Below are 26859 nucleotides of genomic sequence, written 5' to 3' on the forward strand. Positions count from 1 at the left end.
GATTGTTCTGACGATGCCAGAACGACCAGCCATTTAACCATTCAGCCATTTGGCCATGTAGCCAGTTAATTCAGTCGGAACGGTACCACGAGGGTAAACTCGGGAATTTCGACCTCAAAGGTACGGCCGTCGGCCACGCGCTCCATCAGGTAGGTGCCGCGCATCTTGCCGATGCCGGTCTTCAGGTTGCAGCCCGACACGTACTGGTGCCCGTCGCCGGGCTCCAGGGTGGGCTGCTGGCCCACTACGCCCTCGCCCTCCACCTCGCGCACCACGCCGTTGGCGTCGTAGATGTGCCAGTGGCGGCGTAGCAGCTTCACGGTGTACTCGCTGTGGTTGCGAATGTCAATTTTATAGGCAAACACGAAGTGCTCCTGCTGGGGGCTGGAATACTCCGACAGGTAGTTGGTCGAGACGCTGACGGTGACGCCCTGGGTGGTCGTTGAGTTCATGGCGCGGGAATGACAACAGGTGTGAATGGAGCTAACAGCAGCCTTTCAGATTTGGTTTACGTACGCTCCTCGGCTACGTTTGGCCCGCCGAACCGCATTCCGTCACCCCAAGAGGCATGAGTGTAAAGATAGAAGAAAGCTGGCGCAAGGTGCTACAGCCCGAGTTTGAAAAGCCCTATTTTCAGGAGCTTATTGCGTTTGTCCGGCAGGAATACGCCACCCAGACGGTGTACCCGGCCGGCAACCAGATTTTCCACGCCTTCGACGCGGCGCCCTTCGACCGGGTACGCGTCGTCATCCTGGGCCAGGACCCCTACCACGGCCGCGGGCAGGCGCACGGCCTCGCGTTTTCGGTGCAGCACGGCGTGCGCACGCCCCCCTCACTCATCAACATCTTCAAGGAACTGGAGGACGACCTGGGCACCCCGCGCCCGCCCGACGGCAACCTGGACCGCTGGGCCGAGCAGGGCGTGCTGCTGCTCAACGCCACGCTCACCGTGCGCGCCGCCACTGCCGGCTCGCACCAGAAGCGGGGCTGGGAAGAGTTTACCGACGCCGTCATCCGCACCATTTCCGAGCAGAAGGAGCACGTGGTGTTCATCCTCTGGGGCGCCTACGCCCAGAAGAAAGCCGAGCTCATCGACCAGCGCAAGCACCTGGTGCTGAAAGCCGCTCACCCCTCGCCCTACGCCGCCGATAAAGGCTTCTTCGGCTCCCGCCCCTTCAGCAAGACCAATCAGTACCTGCAGGAGCACGGCAAGGCGCCGATTAATTGGTAGCCGGGCGGCTTTGAAGCTGCGCCGGCTCACCTTGCAGTCATTGCGAGCAACGCGAAGCAATCTTTCCTCTCGCGGCTCAAGCGGCCTAACACGCATCAGCCCGAAAAAGAAACCGCCCGAAACTGCAGAATCAGTTTCGGGCGGTGCCAATTGTAGCGGCGGTGCTACTGGAGGAAGGATTGCCGCGCTTCGCTCGCAATGACGGCCGGGTAAACCGGCTTGTATGCTAGTTGATGGTATTGAAGATGCGGTTCCAGCGGATTTTGCCGCTGGCGCCCCCGTTCGGGTCCACCGACATCCAGATGAGCACGGCCTTGCCCACCACGTGGTCCTCGGGCACGAAGCCCCAGTAGCGCGAGTCGAGCGAATTGTGGCGGTTGTCGCCCATCATGAAGTAGTAGTTCTGCTTGAAGGTGTAGCTGGTCAGCGGCTTGCCGTCCTGCAGAATCTGCCCGATGCCGAGCGTGATGTTGTCGTTGTGCTCGTAGCGCAGAATGATCTTCTCGTACATCGGAATGTTCTGCGCGGTCAGCTGCACCGTCTGGCCCTTCTTGGGCACCGGCAGCGGGCCGTAGTTGTCGCGGTTCCAGTTTACCAGCTGCGTCGGAGCCGAGTGCGGGTAGTCGGGGTTGTTCGGGAACACGTCGACTTCGGCCTTGCCGGCTTCGGCGGTTTCGCGCTCCAGGCCGCGCACGTAAGGCTGCTGCTTGAAGAAAGCGGCCGTGGTGGCCGTCATGTCCACCAGATAAGTGGGCGTCGGAAACATCGGGTTGGGCGTCGGAATGCCGTCGGCGTCGTTATAGCTCACCACGCCGTGCTCCCGGAAAGCCATTTTCAGCTCGTCGTCGGGCTGCGGAATGTCGAGGCGGTAGCTGGTCTGCGACTCAGCGGGCGTGGGCTGCACCTTGCCGTTGATGAACACCAGCTGGTTTTTGATTTCCAGCACGTCGCCGGCCACGGCCACGCAGCGCTTGATGTAGTTGGTGCGCAAATCGGCCGGGTGCTGGTCCTCGAAGGGCACGTTGAACACCACCACGTCGCCGCGCTTGATTTCGGAGAAGCCCGGCAGGCGGAAGGAGGGCAGCTGAATCAGGTCGGAGTAGCTTTTGATGCCCGTGCCCCACAGCGTCTGGTGCGTCAGGGGCACCTGCAGCGGCGTTTGCGGAGTGCGCGGGCCGTAGTGCAGCTTGCTCACAAACAGGTAGTCGCCCACCAGCAGGGAGTGCTCCATGGAGGGCGTCGGGATGGTGTAGGCCTCAAACGTAGCCCAGCGAATGAGCGTGGCGGCCACCACCGCGAAGAGGATGGCGTCGCCCCACTCGCGCCAGAAGCCTTTGGGTTTGGTCGGCTGCTCGGCCGGCTTTTTCTTCCAGAAAGTAACTGCCATCAGGGGTGAGGAGCTTGGAGTAACACGTGACAGGTGACACGTGACAAGTTTGGAGGTAATAAAAGCAGGCTGAAACAAAGGTATCAGCCGGGTACGGGGCAGCAAGAATAACGGGGCTTGACCACATTTCAGCGCAAGCGCCCGAAAATACGGCCCTTCCCCGCCACTCAACACGTGTCACCGGTTACGTGTCACGTGTTACTTTTTACAACCCCAGCAAATCCTTCATGCCGAACACGCCCTGCTTGCCGGGCAGCCACTCGGCGGCCAGCACCGCGCCGTGGGCGAAGCCTTCGCGCGAGAGGGCCTCGTGCTTCAGCTCCAGCACGTCGACGGGCGAGGAGTAGGTGACGATGTGCGTGCCCACCGTTTCGGCCAGGCGCTCCGAAATGATGGCCAGCTCGTCCGGGGCCTGGGCCGGGTCGTTGCGCCAGCGCTTCTTCTCGGGGTAGTGGCGCAGGATGCCTTCGGCCGTGGTCAGGGCCGTGCCGCTGGGCTGGTCCACCTTGTGCACGTGGTGAATTTCGCGCACCTGCACGTCGTAGCCGCCGAACTGGTGCATTTTGGCCGCGATGTACTCGTTGAAGTGGAAGAAGAGGTTCACGCCCACGCTGTAGTTGGAGGCGTAGAACAGCGCGCCGCCCTTCTCCTGGGCCAGGGCTTTGGCCTCGCCGAAGTGGTGCAGCCAGCCCGTGGAGCCGCACACCACCGGCAGCCCCTGGCGCAGGCAGGCCTGCACGTTGGCAAAGGCCGCGTCGGGGTGGGTGAATTCGATGGCCACGTCGGCGTTGTGCGGGCCAAACTGGTCCAGCTTCACGTCGGGGCGTGAGGGGTCGATGACGCCGGCAATCTGGTGCCCGCGGCTCAGGGCTAAGGCTTCAATGGCCCGGCCCATTTTGCCGTAGCCAATCAGGAGAATGTTCATGGTGTCAGAAGCGGCGCGGCACGACGGATTTCGCGGCCGTGCGCGGGGTAAAGGTAAAGGCCAGCCCGAACGACGGGCTGCCGGGCACCGGCAGGGCGTAGGGCTGCACGTTCAGCGAGAGGTTGTCGCTCACGTCGAAGTCGTGCAGGTGCGCGTCCACCAACGCGTCGAGAATCTGCGCGCCGTAGGCCAGGCCGATGTAGGCGAAGAACACGTCGCGCTGGGTGCGGTAGAAGCGCAGGGCGTTGAACTGGTTGGCGTTGCCCTGGGGCGTGTAGGGGTAGATGGCCGTATTACCGGAGTGGCTGCCGGTAGTCGGACCGGGGTCCACGGCGTTGGGGTCCTCGCCGGATGAGCGTTTCAGCCGGGCCCGGTAGCCGTCGCGAAACTCGATGTAGCGCGAAAAGTAGAATATCTCGCCGTAGACGGTGCCGCCCAGCGCCCCGTACACCAGCGGCAGCTTCCAGTACTTGTGGTTGTAGACCTGCCCGGCTCCGGGCAGCACGGCGGCCAGGATGGTGGCCTTCTGCGGGCGCGTCACGCGCCAGCCCAGCAGGCGCTGGTTGCGGCGCAACGAGTCGGCTACGGTGGGGCCGGCCTGCACCTGCACCGAGTCGGGCCCGGCCGTGACGGTTTGGGCCCGGGCCGCCGGGGCAGCCAGACAAAACAGCCCCACTGCCGGTAGCAATGGGGCCTTTCGAAGCCAACTAAAACTTGGGTTGCTCATAATTGCTCCCCACAACGGCGCTTACGCCGGTTGCAGTATGCTGATGATGCGGTGCATGTCTTCGGCCGAGTCGAAGCTGATGCGAATCTCGCCCCGGCCCTGCGGCGTGGGTTTCACTTGTACGCGCGAACCGAACCGGTCGGACAAATGCCGCTCGGCGCGCTTGATTTCGGCCACCGGCACCAGCGGCTGCTCCGCGGCCGGGGCGTTGGCGTCGTTCTTGGCCGCCGGGGCCGATACGCCCTGGCGCACCAGCTGCTCCACCCGCCGCACCGACATTTCCTCCGTCACGATGCGCCGGAACAGATTCAGCTGCGCCGCCGCGTCGTCGACGCTGAGCAGGGCGCGGGCGTGGCCCATCGAAATGACGCTGTCGCGCAGGCCGATCTGAATTTCGGGCGGCAGCTTAAGCAGGCGCAGGTAGTTGGTTACGGTCGAGCGGTTCTTGCCCACCCGGTCGCCCAGTTCTTCCTGCTTCAGGTTGCACTCGCTCACCAGGCGCTGGTAGCTGAGGGCAATTTCGATGGCGTTGAGGTTTTCGCGCTGAATGTTCTCAATCAGCGCCATTTCCAGCATCTGCTGGTCGTCGGCCTTGCGGATGTAGGCCGGAATGGCCTCCAGGCCCGCCAGGCGCGAGGCCTGCAGGCGCCGCTCCCCCGAAATCAGCTGGTAGGCCGCCGGGCCGATCTGGCGCACCGTCACGGGCTGGATGATGCCCTGCACCTTGATGCTCTCGGCCAGCTCCTGCAGCGCCTCCTGGTCGAAGTGCGTGCGGGGCTGGTAGGGGTTAGCCTCGATCTGCTCGGTCGGAATCAGCCCGACGGAATTGGCGGGGTGGGGCACCAGGCCCAGCCGCTCGCTCTTTTTCTCGTAGCTACCCTCGATGAGGGCATTCAACCCGCGGCCCAGGCCCCCCACGCGGCGCTTGGGCAGCGGCGTCGTCGGGGTGGGTTTCTCTTCGTGCTTCTCTGACATACTCACTCTGAGGGCCATCGGCCAATTACCAGCCGATGTAAAACCAAAAATAGCAGAAACCGCCGTGAAACCTTTGATTAATTTTGTGGAACGTTGGGGTGTGTGATTGTTAAATTGCTGATTGTTAGAATTTTGTTCGTGGAACATTTTCTCGTTTCGGCTTGATCAGCCCTGCTAACCGGCCGCGCAGCTGAAGCCCGGATAGCCTGACGACGTGTTACTTGTCGCCTGTCACTTGTTACCCGTTACAGCTGCTCGCGTACCAGCGTGAGCACCCGCTCCATTTCGCGGCGGATGACGCTGGTTTCGGCCAGGTGGTTGTTGTTCATGAAGCTCACGGCCAGCAAACGGCCCGAACGGGTGCGCAGGTAGCCGCAAAGGTTATGGTTGTTGGTGAGCGTGCCGGTCTTGCCCCAGAACCACAGCCCTTTCGGGTCGCGGTAGGCGCGCTTGAGGGTGCCCTGCCGGCCGCCAGCGGCCAGTAGGTCGAACAGCCGGGCCTCGGGCACCAGCTTGTGCAGCTCCAGCAGCAGAGCTACTTGGTTGCGCGGGGTGGTCAGGTTCTGGCGCGAGAGGCCCGAGCCGTCGACCCAGGCCACCGAATCGGGCAGGGGGCGCAGCCAGCCCTGCTGGCGCACGTGCTTCATCGTACGGGCAATGCTGAGCGTGTCGTGGCCGAGCTGGGCCGAGCAGAGCAGCAGGGTCTGCTCGGCCAGGAAATTGTCGCTGACGCGGATGCAGCGGCGCAGCAGCGAATCCACGTTCAGGCCGTAGTACGTCCTGGCCGTTTCGCCGGGGCGCAGGCGCCAGGGAGCGGGCTGCACCTCGCGCTTCAGAGTGTCGCGCAGCAAAGTCAGTAGCAGGGTGTGGTCGGTGCGGAAGGGTACCTCGTCGACCCAGGCGCGGGGCGTGGGAAACCAGGTGTAGCGGTTGGCTTCCAGCTCGCGGCGTACGTGGTCGGGGCTGGTGGCGCCGGTCGGGGCTTTCTGCGTGCTGGCCTTAAACCAGGCCGGGCGCACCGCCACCGCGCTCTGGCCGGGCCGGCGGTAGTAGAAGCGCACGGTGTGGCCGTAGATCGGGAAGGGGCCGCGCTCGGGCTGAAAGTAGTAGGGGTAGTCGTCCCAGCTCCAGCCGGGGCCCAGCTTGGCGTCGGCCATCGGGGTTTCGGTGTAGGCCACGGGGCCGGGCCAGCGGCGCAGCAGCTGGTAGGCGCGGGTGCTGGGCACGTCGCCGTGCAGGAAGGTGGGGTCGGCGGTGCCGCGGAACAGCAGGGTGTCGCCGCGCACGACGTAGCGCAGGGCCGGCACCGAATCGGGCAGAATGCGCAGCGCCGCGTAGAGCGTGAGCATTTTCTGGGTGCTGGCCGGGGTGAAGTACTTGTCGGCGTGCCAGGCGGCGAGGACTTCGCCGCTGGCCACGTCGGTGAGCTGCAGGCCGGCGTGGTGCTGGCGCAGAATGGGCGAGTTGTCCAGCTCGCGCAGCAGCCAGTCGGCCGGGGCGGCGGGCAGGGCGGGCGGAGCGGTGGGAGGCGTAATCTGGGCCGGGGCCACGGCGGCAAAACCGGTCCAGGCGGCAAGGAACAGAAGCAGGCGGCGCATGGGGCGCCTAAGCTACGGCGAATGACGTAGGAATGGGCCGCCCCGCGCGAGCCGGCCCATTCCCGTTTTGGTCAGTGCAGGTGGGGGAGCGGGATTAGCGCAGCAGCTCGTTGCGGCGCATGGCGCGGGTGTAGCTCGACTCCTTGGCTTTGCGGCGGGAAAACAGCGGGGCCCGGGCCTTGGCGGCCTTCTTGACTTTGGGCTTGCTGGTTTCCGTCGTGGTTTTGTCCGGGTCGTCGGGCAGGGGAGCGGCAAAGGTTTGCACGGAAGCCGTGGCCAGCAGTAGCAGTAACAGCGTAGCGAGTTTCATAGGGTAGGGTTGGAGTGGTGAGAAAACAGGTTTGGTGACAGCGAAGACACCGGTTGCTCAGCCCATCGAAAAACTTACCAAGAGTCAGTCCGGTAAGGGCAAAAAGGACTATTGCAGCGGCTCTGGCGAAGCATAAGCTGGTGTAGCCAGTGCCAGCGGGCTGTGGTATACGGGCTTTTGATTGGGTTGATGTATTTATAAAGTAAATAAATTCTTTTAATAAGTATACGATATGCGCGACGCAAGGCGCTTCCCAGCTAAAACTGCCGCAAGCAGCTGTAGCTCATACCTTATCCAGCGGAACGAAGAACAATGCAGGCCGGGCTCCTGGTATGGCCCCTTGCTCTACTCACCAGGTTAAGGTGACGGCCAGGCCCTGACGCAGGGTGTTGTGCACCTCCGCTACCTGGTCGGTATGCCGGAGCAGCGCCTCGATGTCGGCGGCCGGCGCACCCGCTTCCACGTGGGCGCGGTATTGAAAATGGCGGCCGGCTTCTCCTGCGGCCCCGAACTCGCCGGTGCATTCCACCCGCACGGCAGTCAGCGCGAGGCCCCGCTTGGCTGCTTCGCGGTACAGGTCGTTGCAGAAGCAAGTCGCCAGGGCCAGCAGCAGCAGCTCGCCGCCGTTGATAGCTGCTCCTTGTCCGTTCGGCTTAGCGGGCAGCAGCAGGGTCTTGGCCGCGTCGTTGGTTTGCACAGCGGCGTGCAGCTGCTCGGCGCTACTGCTGATGTGGGCAGAAAGGTGCATGGCGGGTAAGGGCAGGGTTGAAAATCAACGACGGGCACCGCGGCAATGAAGAACTGGCATGACCCGGGCACGGGGCGCCGGCGGGGCGAAGGGTGGGGCCCGAAGCAGCCGGTTGCCCGGGCTACCTGACGGCCGTGGCCTCGATTTCGACCAGCAGCTCGGGAAAGACGAGCCGGTTTACGCCGAGCAGGTTGATAACAGGCTTGGGATGGACGTTGACCAGTTTGGCTTCGAGCAGGCCGTAGTGCTGAAACAGCCGGTCGAAATCAACGGTGTAAACCGTCAGACGAACCACGTGCGGCCAGTCGTAGCGGCCTTGGTGCAGGACGGTTTCCAGGTTGGCAAGCGCCAGGCGTAGCTGGGCCGCCATATCGTCTGGGTGCAGCGGCTGGCCTTCGGCACTGATGGCGGCCTGTCCGGCGCAGTACAGCGTCTGCGTGCCGCCGCTTACTTCCACGGCCTGGGAAAAGTTGAAATTATCCTGCCAGCGCCACGGATTTAGGGCTTGCTTCTCCATACATCTTGGGGGAGTGTTGTCGGTGAACGGGGCAACGGCCAGGGCCCAGCGGCACTGCCCGCCGATGCAAGTAAACGACGGCGCCGCAACGGCAATTCGCAAGGGCAACCGGGCACGGCACCGGGGCCAGAAAACGGACCGGCTAGGCTATCCGGCGCGCCTAGGGCTTGAGGACGAAAGCCCGCAGCTCCGCCATTTTCCCGTCGCGAAACCGCCAGACGTCGCAGTACGCGTGCTCGACGGCGGCTCCGCTGTCGTCGGGGAGCGTGATAGTGCCCACCGCCGTCACAAAATCGGCCTCGGCAATCAGTTGCTCCACCCGAAACTGCGGCGGCTGCTGATACGCCGTGGCCATCCACGCGCGCACCGCCGGCTTGCCGCGCAGCGTCTGCTCGCCCACGAAGACCCATTCGGTATCCTCGGTGCAGTGGGCCAGAAAGCCTTCGTAGTCGCCGGCGCTGATGGCGGCGTTGGCTCGGGTCAGAATCGTTTTGTTGGTGTCGGGCATGGCAGAAAGGAAGTAGAAAGGTGGCCAGCAACGGCTGGGCCTCGGCGCAAGGCTAGTTGATAATTTCCCCCTTGTTGTTGGCCAGCAGTACGCGCCAGTGCTGAATCTGCTCCGGCGTCTGCCGCTCCCATTCCGTGACTTCGCCCACGATGCGCAGCGGCGCCGCGCTGCGGTAGGAGCGGGTGGGGTTGCCCGGGAATTTCTTGTCCGTCACGTTCGGGTCGTTTTCAAAGCTGCCCGTCGGCTCCACGAGGTACACCCGCTCCGGCCCGTTGCCCTGGGCCAGGGCCGCCGCCAGGCCCGCCCCGTTGGGCAGGGCCGTGAAATAGATGTGGTTCATGACGATTTCGGGCTTGTAGTTCGAGTTGAACCCGGCCATCAGCAAGTCGCCAATCCGCAGATCGGCGCGGGTGCCGTGGTAAAAGGGGCCTTCGTCCAACACGTGTTGGTCCGTGGGGGGAATGATGTCGCTTGCCATCTTCCAGTGCTGTGTGGTAAGTAATGAGTTATGCTGCGCTGAACGCTCGCTGGTCAGGGGGGCGGGGCGCAGGTCAGGCTACCGGAACTTCTTCCAGAGCTTGGGCAGCATCTTCGGCAGGTCTTCCTCTTCCCAGTCGGCTCCTGTGGTCGGCGGAGCCATGAAGTCATAGTCCAGGCCCTGGCTCAGGGCGACGCCCCGCGGAAACGTATCGTCTTCTGCCTTGCCGGTCTGCAGCTCGTAGGCCTTGGTGGCCACGTACAGCAGGCTCTCAAAATCACATTCGTAGGCGCCAGGTACTACTGTTGCCAACGAGTCGGGGTGTTGCAAGGCGGCCGTGAATACCGCCTGGCCCTGGCCAATCAGCCAGCAGCGGAAGTAGAGGTAAGGGTCGTCCGAGACGTAGCCGTCGATAATCTTCTGCGCCCCCATGATGCCGTAGTCGTCCGCCTCGATGATGAACTGGCGTAGCGTCAGCTCGAAGCCGATGATTTCTTCCGGCGTGCGGCCCGCAAGGGCATTCACCAGGAGTTGCTCCTGGGCGTCGTGGTCGGCCGCCGCAGCGGCTTGGTCGATAAGCTGCCAGAAGGCGGCAGCGGGCATGGGGGGCATGTAGTCGGGTTCAGTGGTCAGGGAAGGGGCGGCCTGGGTAGCGGCTGCCACGAAGGTAGCGCGTGCCGCCGCCTGGGCGCCCACGCGGGCGAAGTCGGGGCAAGCCGGCGACCGGACCTTAGCGCGGAATGAGCACCGGGGGCCCCAGGTAGCGGGGCTGCCGCGCCACCAGGTAATCCACGAACAGCTTCACGCGGGCCAGCCGCTCCCGCGCCTGCACCCGCAGGCCGAAGCGTTGGCCCACGTCGCGGGCATTGAAGCCGACGGCCGTGATGCCCTCCCGCGCCGCCAGGTACAGGGCCCGCTCGTTGTGGAAGGGCTGGGAAATAATGGTCACCGAGTCCTGCCCAAACACCTTCTTGAGCCGCACCACCGAATCGAAGGTGCGGAAGCCGGCGTAATCGAGGTAGATGCGCGGCGAGTCGATACCGGCCGCCACCAGGTCGCGCTTCATCATCACCGGCTCGTTGTAGCCCCGGCGGCCGTTGTCGCCGCTCACCACCAGGTACTTCACCTTGCCGGCGCGCAGCAGGGCCAGCGCCGCCTCGATGCGGAACTGGTAATACGGGTTGAGCCCGCCGCTGGGCAGGTACTTGCCGGTGCCCAGCAGCAGGCCCACCCGGTGGTAGGGCGTGGCTTCGGGCCGGGTGTAGAGTCGGCCCCGGGCCTCCTGGTCCACCGCGCGGTTGCAGTAGTACAGGGTGAAGGCCGCCAGGGCGCAGCCGGCCAGGGCCGTGAGTAGGTAACGGGTGTTGCGGCGCATAAAACGGCTAAGGGTAGAGGTGCAGGTAAGGTCCATTCCGGCTTCGCCTCCCGGGGCGGTTTCGGAAAATGCTGGCCAGCCCGGGGCGCCCCGCGGCCCGGGGCGGCGCGCTGGTCGGGCCGCCCCGGGCCGGCCAGCCGAACATTCTTCCGCGCCAAAGGTATAGGCTGGATTGTACAACTGGAACCTGAGTAGGGAGCTGGCAGGTCTCGCCCCGCCAGACGTCTCGCAGGGCTGATGCGGGCGCAAAAAAGCCCCCGGCCGCTGGAGGCCGGGGGCTTGAAGCAATAGGTGTAATTGTAGCGAGTGGGGGAGAGAAGCTAGGCGGGCAGCGCGTCGTGGCGGGCCTGCACGTCGGCAATGGCCTGGGTGAGCAGCGCTACCTGCGCGTCGACCTGGTCGGAGTCGACGTCGGCCAGAAACTCGTCGACGCCGCCGGTGCTGGTCGGGCGCAGATCCAGCAAGTCTTTCTGGTAGTTGGCCGTTACCAGCTCCCGCTGGTAGCGCAACCGGTCCTTTTCCGACAGGTCAGTTTGGGCCAGCTGATCGGTCAGCTGGGCTATCCGCGCCGTGGCTTTGCTCAGCCGGCTAGCGGCGGAAGCATCGGCCCGGCCCTCGCGACGGTCCTGGAAGGCCAGGTTGTTGTCGCGGTTCTGGTAGCCGTCCAGCTCGGCCTCCAGCTTCTCTTTGGCGTCCAGGCACTGCGCCCGGGTTTTTAGTTTGTTCACATCGTATGCCATGACGACAAAACGGGGATAAATGGTGGAAAAAACGACTGCCTAAACGTATTGATTGTTGGCATTATTTCAAATAACCGTCGTTTGAACCGGGTGATTTATGTTGAATTGCCTTATACGGCGTGAATTGTTTTAAAAGGGCAGCGCGGCCCCACCCGGCAGCAAGGCTCGCAGCGCCGCGGCTTCGGTTTCCAGGGCTTCCGCTTGCAGCCGCCACAGGTGGTACTGGGCACTTAGGTCGGGCGGCAGAGCCGTGGGGCGCAGGTCCAGCCAGCGGTGACGGTACCAGTTGTGCCAAGCCGCCCGGTCCATCAGCGGGTCGGGTTTGGCAGCGGGGCCGGGGTCGGGCGGCAGCGCGGCCCGAATGGCCGGCAGCGCTTCGGCCCAGCGGGCCGCCACGGCCGCCTGGGCTTCCAGCGGCCGCAGCTGCCGGCGCAGCCGCCGGGCGTGGTGCTGGCAGTAGTCGAGCCGGGCGGCCAGCGGCCCGGCCTCGGGCGGGGCCAAAGCCAGCGGGGGAGGGGGGGCGGCAGCGGGCAGGGGCGCATCCGGCGGTGGCAGCTGCCGAATCAGCGGGGCCAGGGCTTCGGCGGCGGCGGGGCTGAGGCCCCGCCGGCCGGATTCAAGTTGGCTGGCATTGGCTTGGGTCACGCCTAGCCATACCGCCATATGCTGCTGGCTGATGCCAAAATGGTCGCGCACGGCGGTAACGGCGGAGTCAGATGCGGAAGGGGGCATGGTGTTATAAACTTTCGGTGGCGAGGCAAAATATATAACACCTGCTGTTATATATTTTGCCTCGCCACCGAAAGTTTATAACAAGCCCTACACCAACTCAGGAAAGCTTACAGCAAGCTGGATTTGGTCAACAACTGCTGTAACTCCTGATTATCGGCCCAGCCTTCACACTCGCGCATGGCAATCAGCAGATACCGCTCCGCTTCGTTCAGTGACTTCGCTTCTCCGTTAACTGTCGCCCCCGGCCAAGGGGCCCGCTCCGGCGGTAGCCGGTATTCGAAGAGGTACTGCCCCGGCATAGCCGACGCTGCCACGATGATGTACCAGGGCGACTTCCAATCATCTTCCGCCTGAATTACCAGCCGCGCCAGCGACGTTAGCCCCCAAAGCTGCGTTTTGCCGAACGTGCGGTTAATCATCGCTACAAAGGCCAGCATGTCCCGGCCACCGGCTACGTAGTCGGCTGCGTAGGTAGAACCTTTATTGGCCGCGAAATCCTCGTAAAATTCCTCCAGCGTTTTGCTGCGCTGGTCGGAGTTGCGGGTGATGGGCATAGGAAAGTCGGATGTATGGTTATTTGATGATTTTTCATTTATGATTTGCTTGGCACTAACGAGTTCAACGCCGCGTAAATCATGCCCGTTAAAAGCTTTGTCTACCTATAACTATAGGATTGTCTAGAAAAACAATTATAGCAAAGAGGTCGATTCATACTGGTATCAGCTTCTTTGCCGCATTGGTGACATACAGCTTCGAGGTAGTCTTCATTGCCATATTGTGCCCAAATTCCATAACAAGATGGACAATAGGGGCAATCAGGTGAGTATGGGATATTTTTTTCGCAACGAATGCAAAGTCCCTTGACAGAGTTTGCTGTAAATGTGGTTGCTTTTTTGGCTGATACAGGTTGTTTGAGTTTAGCAAGGGTCGATAGTTCTACTTTATCAGCAGCATCCCAAATTTCGAGAGTTTCTTTTGCTGCTGCATTGTAAATGTCTTTGTCAGTTGATCGATTGATAAGAATGCCCATCTCACGATTAGTACGCTCCGAGTATTCATACATATTCATAGATGTAATAATCATGCTGTGTTCATTGAAATAGCATTTTGCATGTAGATTAACGAAAAAATGAAGGTCAATAGGGTTTAACATACGCAGTAATTCGTATTGTTCTTCTTTAAGCTCATTTTTTCCATATATAATAGTGACTTTTATTCCTCGATTGATAGCGGCTTTCAAACGCTCGAATAGCGTTTTTGAGACTTGTAGATACGGGGAAACTAACCATATATGGGTTTTGGCGCCCTTGATAATATTTTCAAGTTCATGAGAAACGCCAGCGGTAGTTAAAAAGGTAGCCATGTACTAAGCTGAAAAAATGAGCAACGCCGAATAGGCAGTATCTACAAAAGTCTGCATACCACTACAACTAAGCAAGTCAATCCAGCCGCCCCCACCAAAACCCGCCCCCACCTGCCGCCCCGCCCAACTCTTTCCCTACCTTTGTTTCCCGTTATGCCAGACCGAACCATCACCCCCCCGGCTGCAACGGCCAAGTTCATTTTCGTAACGGGCGGAGTTACCTCCTCCCTGGGCAAAGGCATCGTTTCGGCGTCCCTTGCCAAGCTGCTGCAAGCCCGCGGCTTCCGGGTCACCATCCAGAAGTTCGACCCCTACATCAACATCGACCCGGGCACCCTGAACCCCTACGAACACGGGGAGTGCTACGTGACCGACGACGGGGCCGAAACCGACCTGGACCTGGGCCACTACGAGCGGTTCCTGAACGTGCCCACCTCGCAGGCCAACAACGTCACCACCGGCCGCATCTACGACGCGGTCATCCGCAAGGAGCGCGAGGGTGCCTACCTCGGCAAGACCGTGCAGGTCGTGCCCCACATCACCGACGAGATTAAGCGGCGGATGCTGCTGCTGGGCCAGAAAGGCGAGTTCGACGTAGTCATCACCGAAATCGGCGGCTGCATCGGCGACATCGAGTCGCTGCCCTTCGTGGAAGCCGTGCGCCAGCTGCGCTGGGAGCTGCCCCCGAACGACTCGCTGGTGATTCACCTCACCCTGCTGCCCTACCTGGCCGCCGCCAAGGAGCTGAAAACCAAGCCCACCCAGCACTCCGTCCGCGACCTGCGCGAAGCCGGCCTGCAGCCCGATATCCTGGTCTGCCGCTCCGAGCACCCCATCCCGGCCGAGATGCGCAAGAAGATTGCCCTGTTCTGCAACGTGCAGGTCAATAGCGTCATCGAGTCGCTCGACGCCGACAGCATCTACTCCGTGCCCCTGCTCATGCGCAAGGAGAAGCTGGATGAGCGCGTCATCAAGAAGATGAAGCTGGTCGGCGGCGCCCACGACCCCGACCTCGACGCCTGGAAAGACTTCCTGGGCCGCCTCAAGAATCCCACCGAGGAAATCACCGTGGCCCTGGTCGGCAAGTACGTGGAGCTGCCCGACGCCTACAAGTCCATCCTGGAAGCCTTCGTGCACGCCGGCGCCCAGAACGAGTGCAAGGTGACGGTCCGCATGATCCAGTCGGAGCACATCACCCCCGAAACCGTCGCCCAGCAGCTCCACGGCGCCGACGGGGTACTGGTAGCCCCTGGCTTCGGCGAGCGGGGCTTCGAGGGCAAGCTGGCCGCCATCCGCTACGTGCGCGAGTCGGGCATTCCGTTCTTCGGCATCTGCCTGGGCATGCAGTGCGCGGTGGTCGAATTCGCCCGCAATGTGCTGGGCTGGCAGGGCGCCAACTCCACCGAGATGGACGCGCAAACGCCCTACCCCGTCATCGGGCTGATGGAGGACCAGAAGAACATCACCCAGAAGGGCGGCACCATGCGCCTGGGCTCCTACGTGTGCGAGCTGCGCAAGGGCTCCAAGGCCGCCAAGGCCTACGCCACCAACCGCATCGAGGAGCGCCACCGCCACCGCTACGAGTTCAACAGCGAGTTTCAGCAGCAGTTTGAAGCCGCCGGCATGTTGGCCTCGGGCATCAACCCCGACACCGGCCTGGTGGAAATGGTGGAGCTGCGCGACCATCCGTGGTTCGTGGCCGGGCAGTTTCACCCCGAGCTGAAGAGCACCGTGCAGGCCCCGCACCCGCTGTTCGTGCGCTTTATCCGCGCCGCCATCCAGCACCGCAAGCAGCAGGTGGCCGTGGCGTAAGGGCTGGCAGAACGATAAACCCAGAACGTCATTCCGAGCTTGTCGAGGAATCTCGCGTGCTGACTTCCACGAGTAATCTTCTCGTTCAACGAGAGTTTTACTACCTGATGTCAGCACGCGAGATTCCTCGACAAGCTCGGAATGACGTTCTGTTTTGTCCGAAGCATATCCTTCGGCAAGTCCCGCCCCGGCCAATTTGGCACACCGTCCGGCCCGCGCCCGGTTGTTGCAGACGGCGCCGCGCTGCGCAGTTCTAGGCGGGGCTGGTCACTTCGCTGATTACCACGTACTTTTGCGGCTCCATTCGTTGGCGCCGGACTGCTTAGGCGGCGCTAACTGCTTTTTACCCAATACCTAATCCATTCATGGATAAGAACCAGGCCACGGGCCTCATGCTTATTTCGGCCCTGCTGCTGGCGTACCTGTTCTTCTTCAAGCCCAAGGCCGAAGAACAAGCCAAGCAAGCCGAGAAACCGGCCGCCGCGGCTGCCGCCAAACCCGCCGCGGCTCCCGCCCCGCTCGACTCGGCCGCCACGGTGCGCCTGCTCGGTGCCTTCGCCGCCGCCGGCCAGGGCCAGGAGCAAAGCGTGGAGCTGCGCAACAGCAAGGTGAGCGTGGCCCTGAGCACCCGCGGCGGCCGCCCGCAGGTGGTGCTGCTCGAAGGCGAAAAGACCTTCACCGGCCAGCCGCTGTACCTGCTCGACAAGCAGAGCGCCGACATCGACGTGCAGGTGCCGACCTCGGAAGGGCGCCGCGTGAAGCTCAGCAGCCTGTACTTCCGCCCCTCGGCCGTGACGCCGGTGACGGAAAACGGCAAGAAGGGCCAGCGCGTGCAGCTGACGGCCGAGCTGGCCCCCGGCCAGCAGATCCAGCAGACCTACACCCTGTTCGACGACTCCTACCAGCTGGGCTACAACCTGAAGTTCCAGAACCTGAGCGGGCTGGTGACGGCCGAGCCGCTGACCTACACCTGGCTGGACCACGTGCGCCAGACCGAGCAGAGCGCCAAGCAGAACCGCAACCACTCGACCATCAACTACTACCTCGCGGAGGACGACCTGGGTAGCATTGCCGAGGCCAGCGAGAAGCCCGAGGAGCAGACGGCCCCCGGCGCGGTGAAGTGGATCGGCCACAAGCACGACTTCTTCACCGCCGGCCTGATTGCCGACAAGCCCTTCCCCAGCGGCAAGTTCAACACCAACGTCAAGGAAGGCGACTCGACCTACCTGAAGACCATGCAGAGCACCCTGCAGATTCCGGCCGCCGATGTGCAGTCGGACGCGGGGGCGGGCTTTCAGTACTACTTCGGCCCGAACTCCTTCCGGGTGCTGAAGGACGTGGCGCCGCACTTCGAGCGCAACGTGTACCTGGGCTGGGGCGTGTTCCGCTACGTGAACCGCTTCCTGGTCATTCCGGTATTCACCTTCCTGGAGCAGTACATCAGCTCCTACGGCCTGATCATCGTGCTGCTGGTGGTGTTCCTGAAGACGCTGCTGTGGCCGCTGGTGTACAAGTCCTACCTCTCGCAGGCCAAGATGCGGGTGCTCAAGCCCGAAATCGACGAGATTAAGGAGAAGTATGGCGACGACCAGATGAAGGTGCAGCAGGAGACGATGAAGCTCTACCAGAGCACCGGCTCCAGCCCGCTGGCTGGCTGCCTGCCCATGCTGGCCACGCTGCCCATCCTCTTCGCCCTGTTCCAGTTCTTCCCCAACGCCATCGAGCTGCGCGGGGAGTCTTTCCTCTGGGCCAAGGACCTGAGCACCTACGACGCGCCCATCATCCTGCCCTTCACCCTGCCCTTCCTCGGCAACCACATCAGCCTGTTCACGGTGATGATGACCATCAGCACCCTGCTGATGACCTGGCAGAGCAACCAGATGAACCCGGCCGCCATGCAGGGCCCGATGAAGATGTACAGCTACCTGATGCCGCTGATTTTCTTCTTCGTGCTCAACGACTTCCCGGCCGGCCTGACCTGGTACTACTTCGTTTCGAACGTGGTGACCTTCGCCCAGCAAGCCATTACTCGCAACTTCGTGGACGAGAAGAAGCTGCACGCCCAGCTGCAGGCCAATAAGGAGAAGAACAAGGACAAGAAGCCCGCCGGCTTCCAGGCCCGCCTGGCCGAGGCCATGAAGGCCGCCCAGGAGCGCGAAACCGAAGGCCGTAAGGGCGGGGCCCAGGCCAATAAAAAATAATCACTCATAATCAGTGATTTAAAAGCCCTTCTGCACCGCGCAGAGGGGCTTTTTTGTCTTCGAATATTAGCAACTTGCGGTGTTGGTCCGCTTTTTGGAAAAGCCCGGCAACTCCCTTCTCTCTTTACCGCTATGCGCACAAACTTACTTTCCCTGGCCATCGGTGCTTTGCTGGCCAGCTCGCTGTCGGCCTGCTCCGTGAACTATTACGTGGGCGGCAGCCGCTACCAGCAGACCCCGGCCCCCCAGCCCGGCTACGACTACGATTACCCGACCCCGACTCCCGGCCCGGTAGTGGTGGTGCCCGGACCGGCTGCGCAGCCGCCCATCCGGACCGCGCCGCCCATCCGTACGTCGCCGCCCGTGCGCACGCCCCCGGTGCGCACCACGCCGGGCCATAGCGGCGGCTCGGGTCACACGAGTGGTCCGGGCAGCACTGCCGGCTCGGGGCACACGCCCGGCTCGGGCAGCACCGCGGGCCCGGGTCAGCCCAACTCCGGCGGGGGCGTACTGCTGCCCACCGCGCCACCCAAGCCCATGCCGGGCTCGACGCCGCCCGCCACCAGCGGGCCCACGCGGCAGCCGGTACGCCAGCCGGAGCTGCTGCCCACGGCGCCGCCCAAGCCCGCGCCCGGCCCGGCTACCACCGCCACGCCAGCGCAGCAGCCCGTGAGGGAGCCGGATTTGCTGCCCACCGCGCCGCCCAAACCCATGCCGCAGCAGCCCCCCGTCTCGGGCCCCACGCGCCAGCCGGTGAGAGAGCCCGACCTGTTGCCCACCGCCCCGCCCAAACCCGCGCCGGGCAGCAGCACGAGCCAGGCACCCCAAACGGCGGAGCCCACGAAGGAACCCGACCTGCTGCCGACCGCTCCGCCTAAGCCGGCCCCGGCTAGCACGGTTGGGCAGTCGAATCAAAGCGCGGAACCGGTGAAGGAGCCCGACCTGCTGCCCACCGCCCCGCCCAAGCCGGCGCCCGAGCAGCCGCAGAGCAACTCGCCGGAACCTGCGCCCACCCGGCCCCGCCGCGGAAGCGTGGAAGGCGGAGACGAGAAGACGCCCTTAGGATTCAACCAAGCAGCGCCGGCCCAAGTGGCCGGCGCTGCTGTTATCGTGCTGCGCAAAACGCCCTGCTTCGGCTTCTGCCCGCACTTCGAGGCCAGCATCTACGCCGACGGGCGGGTGCATTACGTGGGCTACCGCAACGTGGCCAAGGAGGGCACCTACGAGCTGCAGCTTTCCCCCGAGGCCGTGCGCGAAATCATGCGCCGGGCCGACGAAATCGGCTTCAGCAGCTTGCAGGATCAGTACCTGAGCGGCGCCACCGACATGCCCTCCACCTACCTGACCTACAACCGCCCCGGCCAGCCCGGCAAGACGGTGCAGGTGGAAGAAGGCGCCCCCGCCGAGCTGACCGGCCTGCTGAACTACGTCAGCACCCTGGTCGACAGCGTGAGCGGCGGTGCCAAGACCGACCGGTAGGTAGGTAGCTTGCACTCAGCCCCAAAAACGACGACGGCCCGGCTATGCAGCCGGGCCGTCGTCGTTTCTGACTGGGTTAGAGGTCAATCTTTCCAGACCCGCTCCAGCACCAGCTGGTTCATGGGGTTGGGCGTGAGGCCGTGCACGTTGTTCTGCGTGAGGCGCACCACCTGGTCGTAGTAGAGCGGAATGACGGGCACGTCGCGCACCACGAGGCGGTCCATGGCCTGGTAGAGGGCCCAGCGGCGGTGGTCGTCGCGCTCCAGCTTGGCCTGCTCGTACAGTTTGTCGTACTCGGCGTTTTTGTAGTGGGTCTTGTTCGGGCCGGCGGGACTGAAGTTGGGGCTGTAGAACAAAGCCAGGTAGTTTTCCGCGTCGGGGTAGTCGCCCAGCCAGCTTTTGGTGAAGAAGGCCACCCGGCCGTTGTCGACCACCTCCTGCTGGGCGGCGGCTTGGTTCACGTCGATGCTGACCTGGATACCCACTTCGGCCCATTTCTTCTGCAGGTACTCGCACACTTCCTTGCGCTCGGCCACGGTGGTCAGGGTGATGCTCAGCGGCTTACTGGGGCCGTAACCGGCTTCGCGCAGCAGCTGCCGGGCCTTGGCGGGCTGGTAGCTGTAGCCGGGCACCTCTTTTTCGTTGTAGGAGGGCAGGGACGACGGCACGAAGCCCGAGGCGCCGGGTACGCCCACGTTGTTGAGGAAATAAGCCAGCAGTTCCGGCTTGTTGAGGGCGTAGTTGAGGGCCTGGCGTACGCGCCGGTCGCGCAGGGCGGGCTGGTCGGCGGCGCCGCGCAGGTTGGTCGGGTCGAGCTGGATGCCGAGGTACTCCGTGTTCAGGTAGGGCACCTTCTCGAAGCGAAACTTGCCGGCAAAATCCTCCCGCACCTGCCCGTTGGGGTACAGGATAAGGTCGCGGGAGCCGGCCCGGATACCGCTCAGAAAGTCCAGCTTGCCCTGCTGAAAGGTCAGAAACTCGGATTTGCGGTCGGCAATAAAGCTGATCTGCACCGCATCGAGGTAGGGCAGGGGCTTGCCCTTCGCGTCGCGGCGCCAGTAGTTGGGGTTGCGGTGGTACACGATGGCCGAGCCCTCGTCCCAGCGCTTGAAGACGAACGGCCCGGTGCCCACCGGGTGCTCCCGGAAGTCCTTGCCGTAGCGCTGCACGGCCTCCTGCGGCACCACGTAGGCGTAGGGCATCGTGAGGATGCCCAGGAAGGGAATAAACGGCTCCTTGAGGTGGATGCGCACCGTGGAGTCGTTCGGGGCCACGAAGGCGGTATCGGACGGCTCCCCGTCGGGGGTTTCCAGAATCTTGCCCCGGAAAATCCAGCCGCCGGGACTGGCCGTGGGCTTGTCGAGGATGCGGCGGAAGGAGTAGACCACGTCCCGGGCCTTCACCTCCCGGCCCTTGCCGCCGGGAAATACCTCCGAGTCGTGGAAATGCACACCGGGCCGCAGCACGAAGGTGTAGGTCTTGCCGTCGGGGCTGATCTGGTAGCGCCGGGCCAGGGCGGGAGCGGGGCGCAGCGAGTCGTCGAGGTCGACCAGGCCGTTGTAGAGCTGGGTGACGGCCCAGATATTGGCCTGGTTGCGCGAAAAAGCCGGGTCGAGCGAGGTCAGGGCCTCGGGTTGGTTGTAGCGGAACACCCGGCGCGCGTCGGCCGGCTTATCGGCTGAGTTACAGCTGGCTAAAAAACTTAGGCTCAGCAGGCCCAGGCCGGCGGCGCCGAGCCGGGCGGCGCGGGCAGCGGGCCGGAAAAGCCGGTGAAAAATCGGCCCTGCCGGGGCCGTAGCCGCCGAAATGCCTGATTCTGAGGGACCCTGAAAACGGCCCGCGAAGGCCAAAAAGCGGGGCATGCGAACGGGAAAGAGGTGTATATTTGTAGCAAAGTACGCCGAAAACCGCGGGCTGCCGCGGCCGTACTACGCAGCTAAACTCCCCGCATGGAACTCACCTACTACGGCCACGCTAGTTTCGGCCTGCAAGTTGCCGGCTCGCGCCTGCTGTTCGACCCTTTCATCAGCCCCAACCCGCTGGCCAAGGACATCAAAGTCGACGAAATCGAGGCCGACTACATCCTGCTCTCCCACGGGCACGGTGACCACGTGGCCGACGTCGAAGCCATTGGGCAGCGCACCGGCGCCGAGCTGGTGGCCATTGCCGAAGTGGCGGGCTGGTTTGGGCAGAAAGGCCTGAAAGCCACGTACCAGATGAACATCGGCGGGCGGGTACAGCTGCCCTTCGGCTCGGTGAAGATGGTGGCGGCCCTGCACAGCTCCTCCATGCCCGACGGCTCCTACGGCGGGCTGGCGGCTGGTTTCGTGCTCGAAACGGCGGAGGGCAACCTGTACTTCGCCGGCGACACTGCTCTGACCTACGACCTCAAGCTCCTCGGCGAGCAGCATAAGCTCGACGTGGCCCTGCTGCCCATCGGCGACAACTACACGATGGGCATCGACGACGCGCTGACGGCGGCCAAGTGGGTGGGCGTCACGAAAGTCATCGGCATGCACTTCGATACCTTCCCGGTCATCAAAATCGACCACGCGGAGGCGCTGCGCAAGGCCGAGGCGGCCGGCATCGAACTGATTCTGCCGACCATCGGGCAGAAGATTAATTTGTAAGTTTGGAATGGTTAAATGGCCCGATGGTCAAATGGCTGCCCGTTCAACATCCCGCTGAAACGAACAACCATTTAGCCATTTAACAATTTGACCATTCAATAAGAAAGACCTTTCCATGGGTAAAATCATTGCGGTAGCTAACCAGAAAGGCGGCGTGGGTAAGACCACCTCGTCCATCAACCTCGCGGCCTCCCTGGCGGCGCTGGAGTACCGCACCCTGCTGGTGGATGCCGACCCGCAGGCCAACGCTACCTCCGGCGTGGGCTTCGACCCCAAGGACATTCAGCACAGCATCTACGAGTGCATGGTCGACGGCATCAACGCCCAAGACATCATCCTGCCGACCAACATCCTGCCCCACCTCGATTTGATGCCCTCTCACATCGACCTCGTCGGGGCCGAAGTGGAGATGATCAACCTGCCGAACCGCGAGGAGAAGATGAAAGTGGCGCTGGAGCCCATTGTGGACCAGTACGACTTCATCATCATCGACTGCTCGCCCTCGCTGGGCCTCATCACGGTGAATGCGCTGACGGCCGCCAACTCGGTCATCATCCCGGTGCAGTGCGAGTACTTCGCCCTCGAAGGCCTGGGCAAGCTGCTGAACACCATCAAGATCATTCAGAGCCGCCTGAACCCGCAGCTGGAAATCGAGGGCATCCTGCTCACGATGTACGACGTGCGCTTGCGCCTCTCCAACCAGGTGGTGGAGGAAGTGAAGCTACACTTCCAGCAACTGGTGTTCGACACCATCATTCCGCGCAACGTGAAGCTGTCGGAGTCGCCGAGCTTCGGCATTCCGGTCATTTTGCACGACGCGGAAAGCAAGGGCTCGATCAGCTACCTGAACCTGGCCCGCGAAATCGTGGAAAAGAACGTGGTGCCCGGCAGCGAAAACGCCTACGCCGAGGACGACGCGGCGTAAGCCGCAAAGCAGCGTTACTTGATAAGAAGCCCCGACCCGCGCCTTGTTCTTACCCAAATCTTGGCAAAATGCTCCAGCTCCTCAGCTGGAGCATTTTGCGGTTATAGCGGCCTCTCGAAAAGCGGGATGAAATAGCGCATTAAGGTCTGGGAAAGGCCGTAGGAGCTGAAATTCGCCGAGTGCGCGTGTATAGTCCCCGGTCAGGCTGATGTGCTGTCAGCCCAAAGGCGATACATAAGGCAACAGCGCCTTGCCCATGAGTCGTCCGTGGGCCAGCTGCGTCGGGAGCCTACCTCTTACTCCTCGCGAACCCGGTCCCGGTGGTTTTTCCCCCAGGCAATCATTTCCAAAATCATGGTCTGCAAGGTCTCGCAATACGGCGACGTCGTGTACTCCACGGTGGGGGGCGACGTGTCGTACACCCGGCGCACCACCAGCTTGTTCTGTTCCAAGGCCTTGAGTTCCGTGGACAAGACTTTGGTGGTAATGCCCTGCACGCTCCGCTGAATGTCGCGGAAGCGGCTGTTGCCCTGATGGATGGCCACCAGGATGGGCAGCTTCCATTTCCCGTTGACCACGTACAGGGTATCCTGCAGGTGGCGTATCTGCTGCGCAACGGCCGCTTTATCTGGTTCTATACCTGGCATACTTTAGGTAACTGGCATCTTTTGTATACCAGGCACCGCGTAATTTTACAAAAAAATCAACTGACGAAGATGAGCCAGATTCAGAAACCAGTCATCCTGGTAGCGGGTGCTGCCGGCCTCCAGGGAGGGGCTGTTATTAAGGCCTTACTAGCGAAAGGTAATGTCGCGATACGGGCGATTGTACGCGATAAAAACAGCGAAGCGGCCCAGGCCTTGGCGGCCAAAAATATCGAGCTGTTCGAAACCACGTTCGATGATCTGGCAGGCTTGACCAAGGCGGCGCAAGGGGCGACGGGGGGTTTCTCCGTGCAAATGGGTACCCACCCCGGCAACAAGGGGGAGGAGACGCGGCATGCCACCAATCTGGTGGCGGCGGCCAAGGCGGCGGGCGTGCAGCAGTTCGTGCATACCTCGGTGGCGCGGGCCGGGGAGCACGAAAGCTTCGTGGACTGGGACAAAGGCCGCTGGGAGCCGTTGTATTGGCAGGAGAAAGCCGCCGCTATCGACGCCGTGAAAGCCGCGGGCTTCCCGTACTGGACCATACTGAAACCTCCGTTCCTGATGGAGAATCTGCTCCCACCCCGGGATGCCGGCATGTTCCCCACCATGGCCCAAGGCAAGTTCATCACGCCGCTCGCCCCCGACACCAAAATTGACTGGTTATCGGGGCAAGACATCGGCCGCTTTGCTGCGGCGGCCTTTGCCCAGCCGGAGAAATTCAACCAGAAAGAACTTTCGATAGTGGGGGCCAAAGTCACGATGGCCGAGGTGGCCGCGGCGCTGTCCGCCGTGACCGGCAAACGTTTTGAAGCCATCAGCCTAAATGAGCAGGAAGCCGCCGCCACCGGCTTGTTTGAATACGGAGTCGAGACGTATGCCTGGCAGAACGTGGAAGGCTATAAAATTGACCCCCAGCAGGCCGCCGGCTACGGCATTCAGCCCGAGTCGTTAGAGGCCTTTCTGGAGGGCCATAAAGCGTTCCTGCAAGCTCGATATGCGGGATTAGCATAAGCATCGGTAACGATGCTGGAGTGCTTATCCATTCTGCAACCGGTCCCGATTGCGTAGGGCGCCTGCGCCCAGCAGCTAAGCGGCAGGCGCGGCGTGTACGACGTACGTACCCCAACTGCAAGGTGCCGAAATGCCGTTGCGCCCAGACGACGGCATGCCCAAAATCAGTCGATGCCCTTATCCCCACAGCCTACGAAAAAGCCGCCCTGGTCATTTGACTAGGGCGGCTTTTTCGTAGGCTGTGGGGATAAGGGCCGCGCTGGGGCTTTTTTTATTGGGCCTCAGCGGCAATAAAAGCTAGGTCGGGCATCAGCTAAAGAATGGGTCCAGGTAGGAAAAAGACAAATGCAGCGCGGCCGCCCCAGCGGCTGATTGACGGGGCAGGCGGTGGTTGATGCAGGGCCGAAAAACGTTCACCCAGCAAAATCGGCCGTTCGCATAGAGGCGAATAATGCTAGCCGAAACCGTTGGCAGGCAGGGCAAATGGTGGGATAATTTTGACTCAGTCAAGCGGGAAAAAGGCACCATACGCCACCTGGGCTTGATTATCCACCACTGCTTCTGCTTCCTCTGCTTACCATGGCTAACGTCTTCGCCTCCGCTCAAAACCATATTCGTCGCGCCGCGCTGGCCGGCTTCCTGGGCCTGCTGGGTACGGCCGCCCACGCCCAAACCATTTCGAGCTTCTCGCCCCAGGGCGGGGTGACCGGCACCCAGATTACCATTTCGGGTCTGGCGCTGGGCAGCACCTCGGCCGTGCTGCTGAACGGCCAGCCGATGCCCATCGTGTCGAAGGGCGCGACGCAGGTGGTGGTGAAGATTCCGGCCGCCGCCAGCTCGGGCAAGATTCTGCTGGTGTCCACCGTCGGCGGGGTTTCGACCAGCGCGGTGAGCAGCAACGTGCTCTTCGCCACCCGCAGCTCCATCGGCACTTACCTGCCGCAGGTGGGCAGCTCCGCCGTCATTGCCGCCTCGGGCACCACGGCCGGGCAGTATTCCACCCCCACCTTTGCCGACCTCAACAACGACGGCGCGCAGGACCTGCTGGTGGGCTACGCCGACGGCACCATCAAAAGCTACACCTACAACACCGGCACCAACACCTTCGGGGCGGCCGTGACGCTGACTAACACCACCAACAGCACAGTATTCACCACCGTGGCGGGCTCGGCCGGCAACTACGCCAAGCCCACGGCCACCGACCTCGACGGCGACGGGCTGCTGGACCTCCTCGTGGGTACCGGTACCAACCAGACGCTGGCCCGCTACGAGCAGACCGCGGCCGGGGCCGCCACCTTCGGCGCCCAGCAGCTGCTGACGGCCAGCTACACCGGCACGCCGGCCACTTTCGCGAACATCGACATGGGCTACAACTTCCCGCGCCCGGTGGTGACGGACCTCGACGGCAACGGCAAGCTGGACCTCATCGTGGGCGACGACAACGGCATGCTGGCCCGCTTCGAGCAGATTGACAACACGACCAACGCCGGCAAGTTCTCGACCCTGACCGGCAGCAGCGCCGCCGGCTACTCCTACCTGAAGCTGAGCACCGGCAGCACCATCGACGTGGGCTTCACTTCCAAGCCCCAGGTGACGGACCTCGACGGCGACGGGAAAATCGACCTGCTGGTGGGCAACCGCGCCGGCAACGTGCAGCGCTTCGAGCAAAGCGCCACCAATGGCCTGGCCTTCACCGACCTGGGCACAGTGGCTTACACCAGCACCAACACGCCCATCAAAGTGGGCACGGCCGGCACCGATAACAACTACGCCGCGCCCGCCATCGGCGACTTCGACGGCGACGGTATCGAGGACCTGGCCATCGGCAGCAACGACGGCGCTATCCTGCGCTTCGAGCAGGCCATCGTGACGCCCACGCCGCTGCCCGTGGTGCTCAGCAGCTTCAGCGGCCAGGCCACCCCGGCCGGCGTGAAATTGAGCTGGACCACCGCCCTGGAGAAAAACAGCGCCGCCTTCTACGTGGAGCGCGCCACCGACGGCAAAACCTTCGTCACGGTGGGCGAAGTAGCCGCCGCCGGCAACAGCACCACCGCCCGCAGCTACCAGTTCCTCGACGCCAGCGCCGCCGCCGTGGCCACCCGCTACTACCGCCTGCGTCAGGTCGACCAGGACGGCACCGCCGACTACTCGGCCATCGTGACGGTAACCACCCGCGCTACCGTGGCCGGCCCCGGCGCCGAGGCGTACCCGAACCCCTTCACCGACGCGCTGTACGTGGCCCTGCCCGCCGGCACCGAGCCCCAGGCCGCCCGCGCCGAGCTGCTGAACCTGGCCGGCCAGCCGGTCTTCAGCGCCAAGCTGCAGCTGCAGGTCACGCCCCAGCAGCTGAGCGGCCTGCCCGCCACGCTGGCCCCCGGCCTCTACGTGCTGCGCCTCACCACGGCCACCGGCAGCACCACGCAGCGCATCACCCGCCGCTAAGCCGCACCGGCTACCGTTGACAGCCCCGTCGTCGTCCAACTTTGGGCGGCGGCGGGGCTGCCGCGCGTCGGGTGGTGCCGGAGCCGCGGCGGCTCCGG

27 protein-coding genes are annotated in these 26859 nt (G+C 63.2%); 8 read left to right on the forward strand and 19 right to left on the reverse strand.

The genetic code is table 11. The features are described 5' to 3' along the window. Positions 1 to 65 precede the first annotated feature (65 nt). A complete protein-coding gene (gene apaG / locus FDY95_RS18545) occupies positions 66 to 452 on the reverse strand; it encodes a Co2+/Mg2+ efflux protein ApaG (protein ID WP_138080021.1) in 387 nt (128 codons plus the stop codon). A 116-nt stretch (positions 453 to 568) separates the two neighbouring features. Here apaG and FDY95_RS18550 point away from each other — a divergent pair, with 116 nt between their 5' ends. Further along, the gene (locus FDY95_RS18550; RefSeq protein ID WP_138080022.1) at positions 569 to 1231 is read left to right on the forward strand and encodes a uracil-DNA glycosylase; all 663 of its coding nucleotides are present in this window, start codon (positions 569 to 571) and stop codon (positions 1229 to 1231) included. A 226-nt stretch (positions 1232 to 1457) separates the two neighbouring features. Here the strand turns inward: FDY95_RS18550 and lepB are convergent, their stop codons facing one another. The 16 genes from lepB to FDY95_RS18630 form a co-directional block, all read right to left on the reverse strand. Next, complete coding sequence (gene lepB, locus FDY95_RS18555; protein ID WP_138080023.1) at positions 1458 to 2618, reverse strand: signal peptidase I; 1161 nt, start codon at positions 2616 to 2618, stop codon at positions 1458 to 1460. A gap of 205 nt (positions 2619 to 2823) precedes the next feature. After that, on the reverse strand, positions 2824 to 3543 hold the full coding sequence (dapB, locus tag FDY95_RS18560; protein ID WP_138080024.1) for a 4-hydroxy-tetrahydrodipicolinate reductase: 720 nt from the start codon (positions 3541 to 3543) through the stop codon (positions 2824 to 2826). A gap of 4 nt (positions 3544 to 3547) precedes the next feature. Beyond that, entirely contained in the window at positions 3548 to 4219 is a 672-nt protein-coding gene (locus tag FDY95_RS18565; RefSeq protein WP_138080025.1) for a DUF5683 domain-containing protein, read from the reverse strand. 72 nt (positions 4220 to 4291) lie between these two features. Further along, positions 4292 to 5245 (reverse strand): ParB/RepB/Spo0J family partition protein, encoded by a 954-nt coding sequence (locus FDY95_RS18570; protein ID WP_138080026.1) that lies wholly within the window; start codon positions 5243 to 5245, stop codon positions 4292 to 4294. Between the two features lie 245 nt (positions 5246 to 5490). Further along, positions 5491 to 6843 (reverse strand): D-alanyl-D-alanine carboxypeptidase/D-alanyl-D-alanine-endopeptidase, encoded by a 1353-nt coding sequence (locus tag FDY95_RS18575; RefSeq protein ID WP_138080027.1) that lies wholly within the window; start codon positions 6841 to 6843, stop codon positions 5491 to 5493. A 94-nt stretch (positions 6844 to 6937) separates the two neighbouring features. After that, on the reverse strand, positions 6938 to 7153 hold the full coding sequence (locus FDY95_RS18580; RefSeq protein ID WP_138080028.1) for a hypothetical protein: 216 nt from the start codon (positions 7151 to 7153) through the stop codon (positions 6938 to 6940). A gap of 349 nt (positions 7154 to 7502) precedes the next feature. Then, positions 7503 to 7901 (reverse strand): OsmC family protein, encoded by a 399-nt coding sequence (locus FDY95_RS18585; protein WP_138080029.1) that lies wholly within the window; start codon positions 7899 to 7901, stop codon positions 7503 to 7505. 121 nt (positions 7902 to 8022) lie between these two features. Beyond that, on the reverse strand, positions 8023 to 8418 hold the full coding sequence (locus FDY95_RS18590; RefSeq protein ID WP_138080030.1) for a RidA family protein: 396 nt from the start codon (positions 8416 to 8418) through the stop codon (positions 8023 to 8025). A 160-nt stretch (positions 8419 to 8578) separates the two neighbouring features. Further along, entirely contained in the window at positions 8579 to 8926 is a 348-nt protein-coding gene (locus FDY95_RS18595; RefSeq protein ID WP_138080031.1) for a nuclear transport factor 2 family protein, read from the reverse strand. A 52-nt stretch (positions 8927 to 8978) separates the two neighbouring features. Then, positions 8979 to 9404, reverse strand: a complete 426-nt coding sequence (gene arr / locus FDY95_RS18600) for an NAD(+)--rifampin ADP-ribosyltransferase (RefSeq protein WP_138080032.1) — start codon at positions 9402 to 9404, stop codon at positions 8979 to 8981. 78 nt (positions 9405 to 9482) lie between these two features. Continuing rightward, entirely contained in the window at positions 9483 to 10007 is a 525-nt protein-coding gene (locus FDY95_RS18605; protein ID WP_171025742.1) for a DUF4240 domain-containing protein, read from the reverse strand. Positions 10008 to 10134: 127 nt separating this feature from the next. Continuing rightward, positions 10135 to 10779: a SanA/YdcF family protein gene (locus FDY95_RS18610; protein WP_138080034.1), complete on the reverse strand. Its 645-nt coding sequence runs from the start codon at positions 10777 to 10779 to the stop codon at positions 10135 to 10137. Between the two features lie 320 nt (positions 10780 to 11099). After that, complete coding sequence (locus FDY95_RS18615; RefSeq protein WP_138080035.1) at positions 11100 to 11507, reverse strand: hypothetical protein; 408 nt, start codon at positions 11505 to 11507, stop codon at positions 11100 to 11102. A 141-nt stretch (positions 11508 to 11648) separates the two neighbouring features. Beyond that, positions 11649 to 12251: a helix-turn-helix domain-containing protein gene (locus tag FDY95_RS18620; protein WP_138080036.1), complete on the reverse strand. Its 603-nt coding sequence runs from the start codon at positions 12249 to 12251 to the stop codon at positions 11649 to 11651. Positions 12252 to 12358: 107 nt separating this feature from the next. After that, a complete protein-coding gene (locus FDY95_RS18625; protein ID WP_138080037.1) occupies positions 12359 to 12805 on the reverse strand; it encodes a hypothetical protein in 447 nt (148 codons plus the stop codon). 101 nt (positions 12806 to 12906) lie between these two features. Continuing rightward, positions 12907 to 13614: a phospholipase D family protein gene (locus FDY95_RS18630; protein ID WP_138080038.1), complete on the reverse strand. Its 708-nt coding sequence runs from the start codon at positions 13612 to 13614 to the stop codon at positions 12907 to 12909. A gap of 153 nt (positions 13615 to 13767) precedes the next feature. Between FDY95_RS18630 and FDY95_RS18635 the strand changes: the two genes are divergently transcribed. The 3 genes from FDY95_RS18635 (at position 13768) to FDY95_RS18645 (ending at position 19106) form a co-directional block, all read left to right on the forward strand. Further along, positions 13768 to 15426 (forward strand): CTP synthase, encoded by a 1659-nt coding sequence (locus FDY95_RS18635; RefSeq protein WP_138080039.1) that lies wholly within the window; start codon positions 13768 to 13770, stop codon positions 15424 to 15426. 365 nt (positions 15427 to 15791) lie between these two features. Further along, entirely contained in the window at positions 15792 to 17627 is a 1836-nt protein-coding gene (yidC, locus tag FDY95_RS18640) for a membrane protein insertase YidC (protein WP_138080040.1), read from the forward strand. A gap of 132 nt (positions 17628 to 17759) precedes the next feature. After that, entirely contained in the window at positions 17760 to 19106 is a 1347-nt protein-coding gene (locus tag FDY95_RS18645) for a DUF6438 domain-containing protein (protein WP_138080041.1), read from the forward strand. A gap of 83 nt (positions 19107 to 19189) precedes the next feature. Here the strand turns inward: FDY95_RS18645 and FDY95_RS18650 are convergent, their stop codons facing one another. After that, on the reverse strand, positions 19190 to 20968 hold the full coding sequence (locus FDY95_RS18650) for an ABC transporter substrate-binding protein (RefSeq protein WP_138080042.1): 1779 nt from the start codon (positions 20966 to 20968) through the stop codon (positions 19190 to 19192). An 87-nt stretch (positions 20969 to 21055) separates the two neighbouring features. On the opposite strand from FDY95_RS18650, the gene FDY95_RS18655 reads away from it, so the two are divergent. Then, on the forward strand, positions 21056 to 21736 hold the full coding sequence (locus tag FDY95_RS18655; protein WP_138080043.1) for a metal-dependent hydrolase: 681 nt from the start codon (positions 21056 to 21058) through the stop codon (positions 21734 to 21736). Between the two features lie 115 nt (positions 21737 to 21851). Beyond that, positions 21852 to 22661 (forward strand): ParA family protein, encoded by an 810-nt coding sequence (locus tag FDY95_RS18660; RefSeq protein ID WP_138080044.1) that lies wholly within the window; start codon positions 21852 to 21854, stop codon positions 22659 to 22661. Between the two features lie 296 nt (positions 22662 to 22957). Here FDY95_RS18660 and FDY95_RS18665 read toward each other — a convergent pair whose 3' ends face one another. Then, a complete protein-coding gene (locus FDY95_RS18665) occupies positions 22958 to 23206 on the reverse strand; it encodes a winged helix-turn-helix transcriptional regulator (protein ID WP_246074074.1) in 249 nt (82 codons plus the stop codon). On the opposite strand from FDY95_RS18665, the gene FDY95_RS18670 reads away from it, so the two are divergent. Together FDY95_RS18670 and FDY95_RS18675 are read left to right on the forward strand one after the other, a co-directional pair. Continuing rightward, the gene (locus tag FDY95_RS18670) at positions 23195 to 24319 is read left to right on the forward strand and encodes an NmrA family NAD(P)-binding protein (RefSeq protein WP_138080046.1); all 1125 of its coding nucleotides are present in this window, start codon (positions 23195 to 23197) and stop codon (positions 24317 to 24319) included. The two genes, FDY95_RS18665 and FDY95_RS18670, sit on opposite strands and share 12 nt — an antisense overlap. A 579-nt stretch (positions 24320 to 24898) precedes the next feature. Next, positions 24899 to 26761 carry an FG-GAP-like repeat-containing protein gene (locus FDY95_RS18675; protein ID WP_138080047.1) on the forward strand — a complete coding sequence of 621 codons (1863 nt, stop codon included), beginning with the start codon at positions 24899 to 24901 and terminating at the stop codon, positions 26759 to 26761. Positions 26762 to 26859 lie beyond the last annotated feature (98 nt).

This window comes from Hymenobacter jeollabukensis (assembly GCF_005771675.1).
In the GTDB taxonomy this organism is placed as follows: Bacteria; Bacteroidota; Bacteroidia; order Cytophagales; family Hymenobacteraceae; genus Solirubrum; species Solirubrum jeollabukense.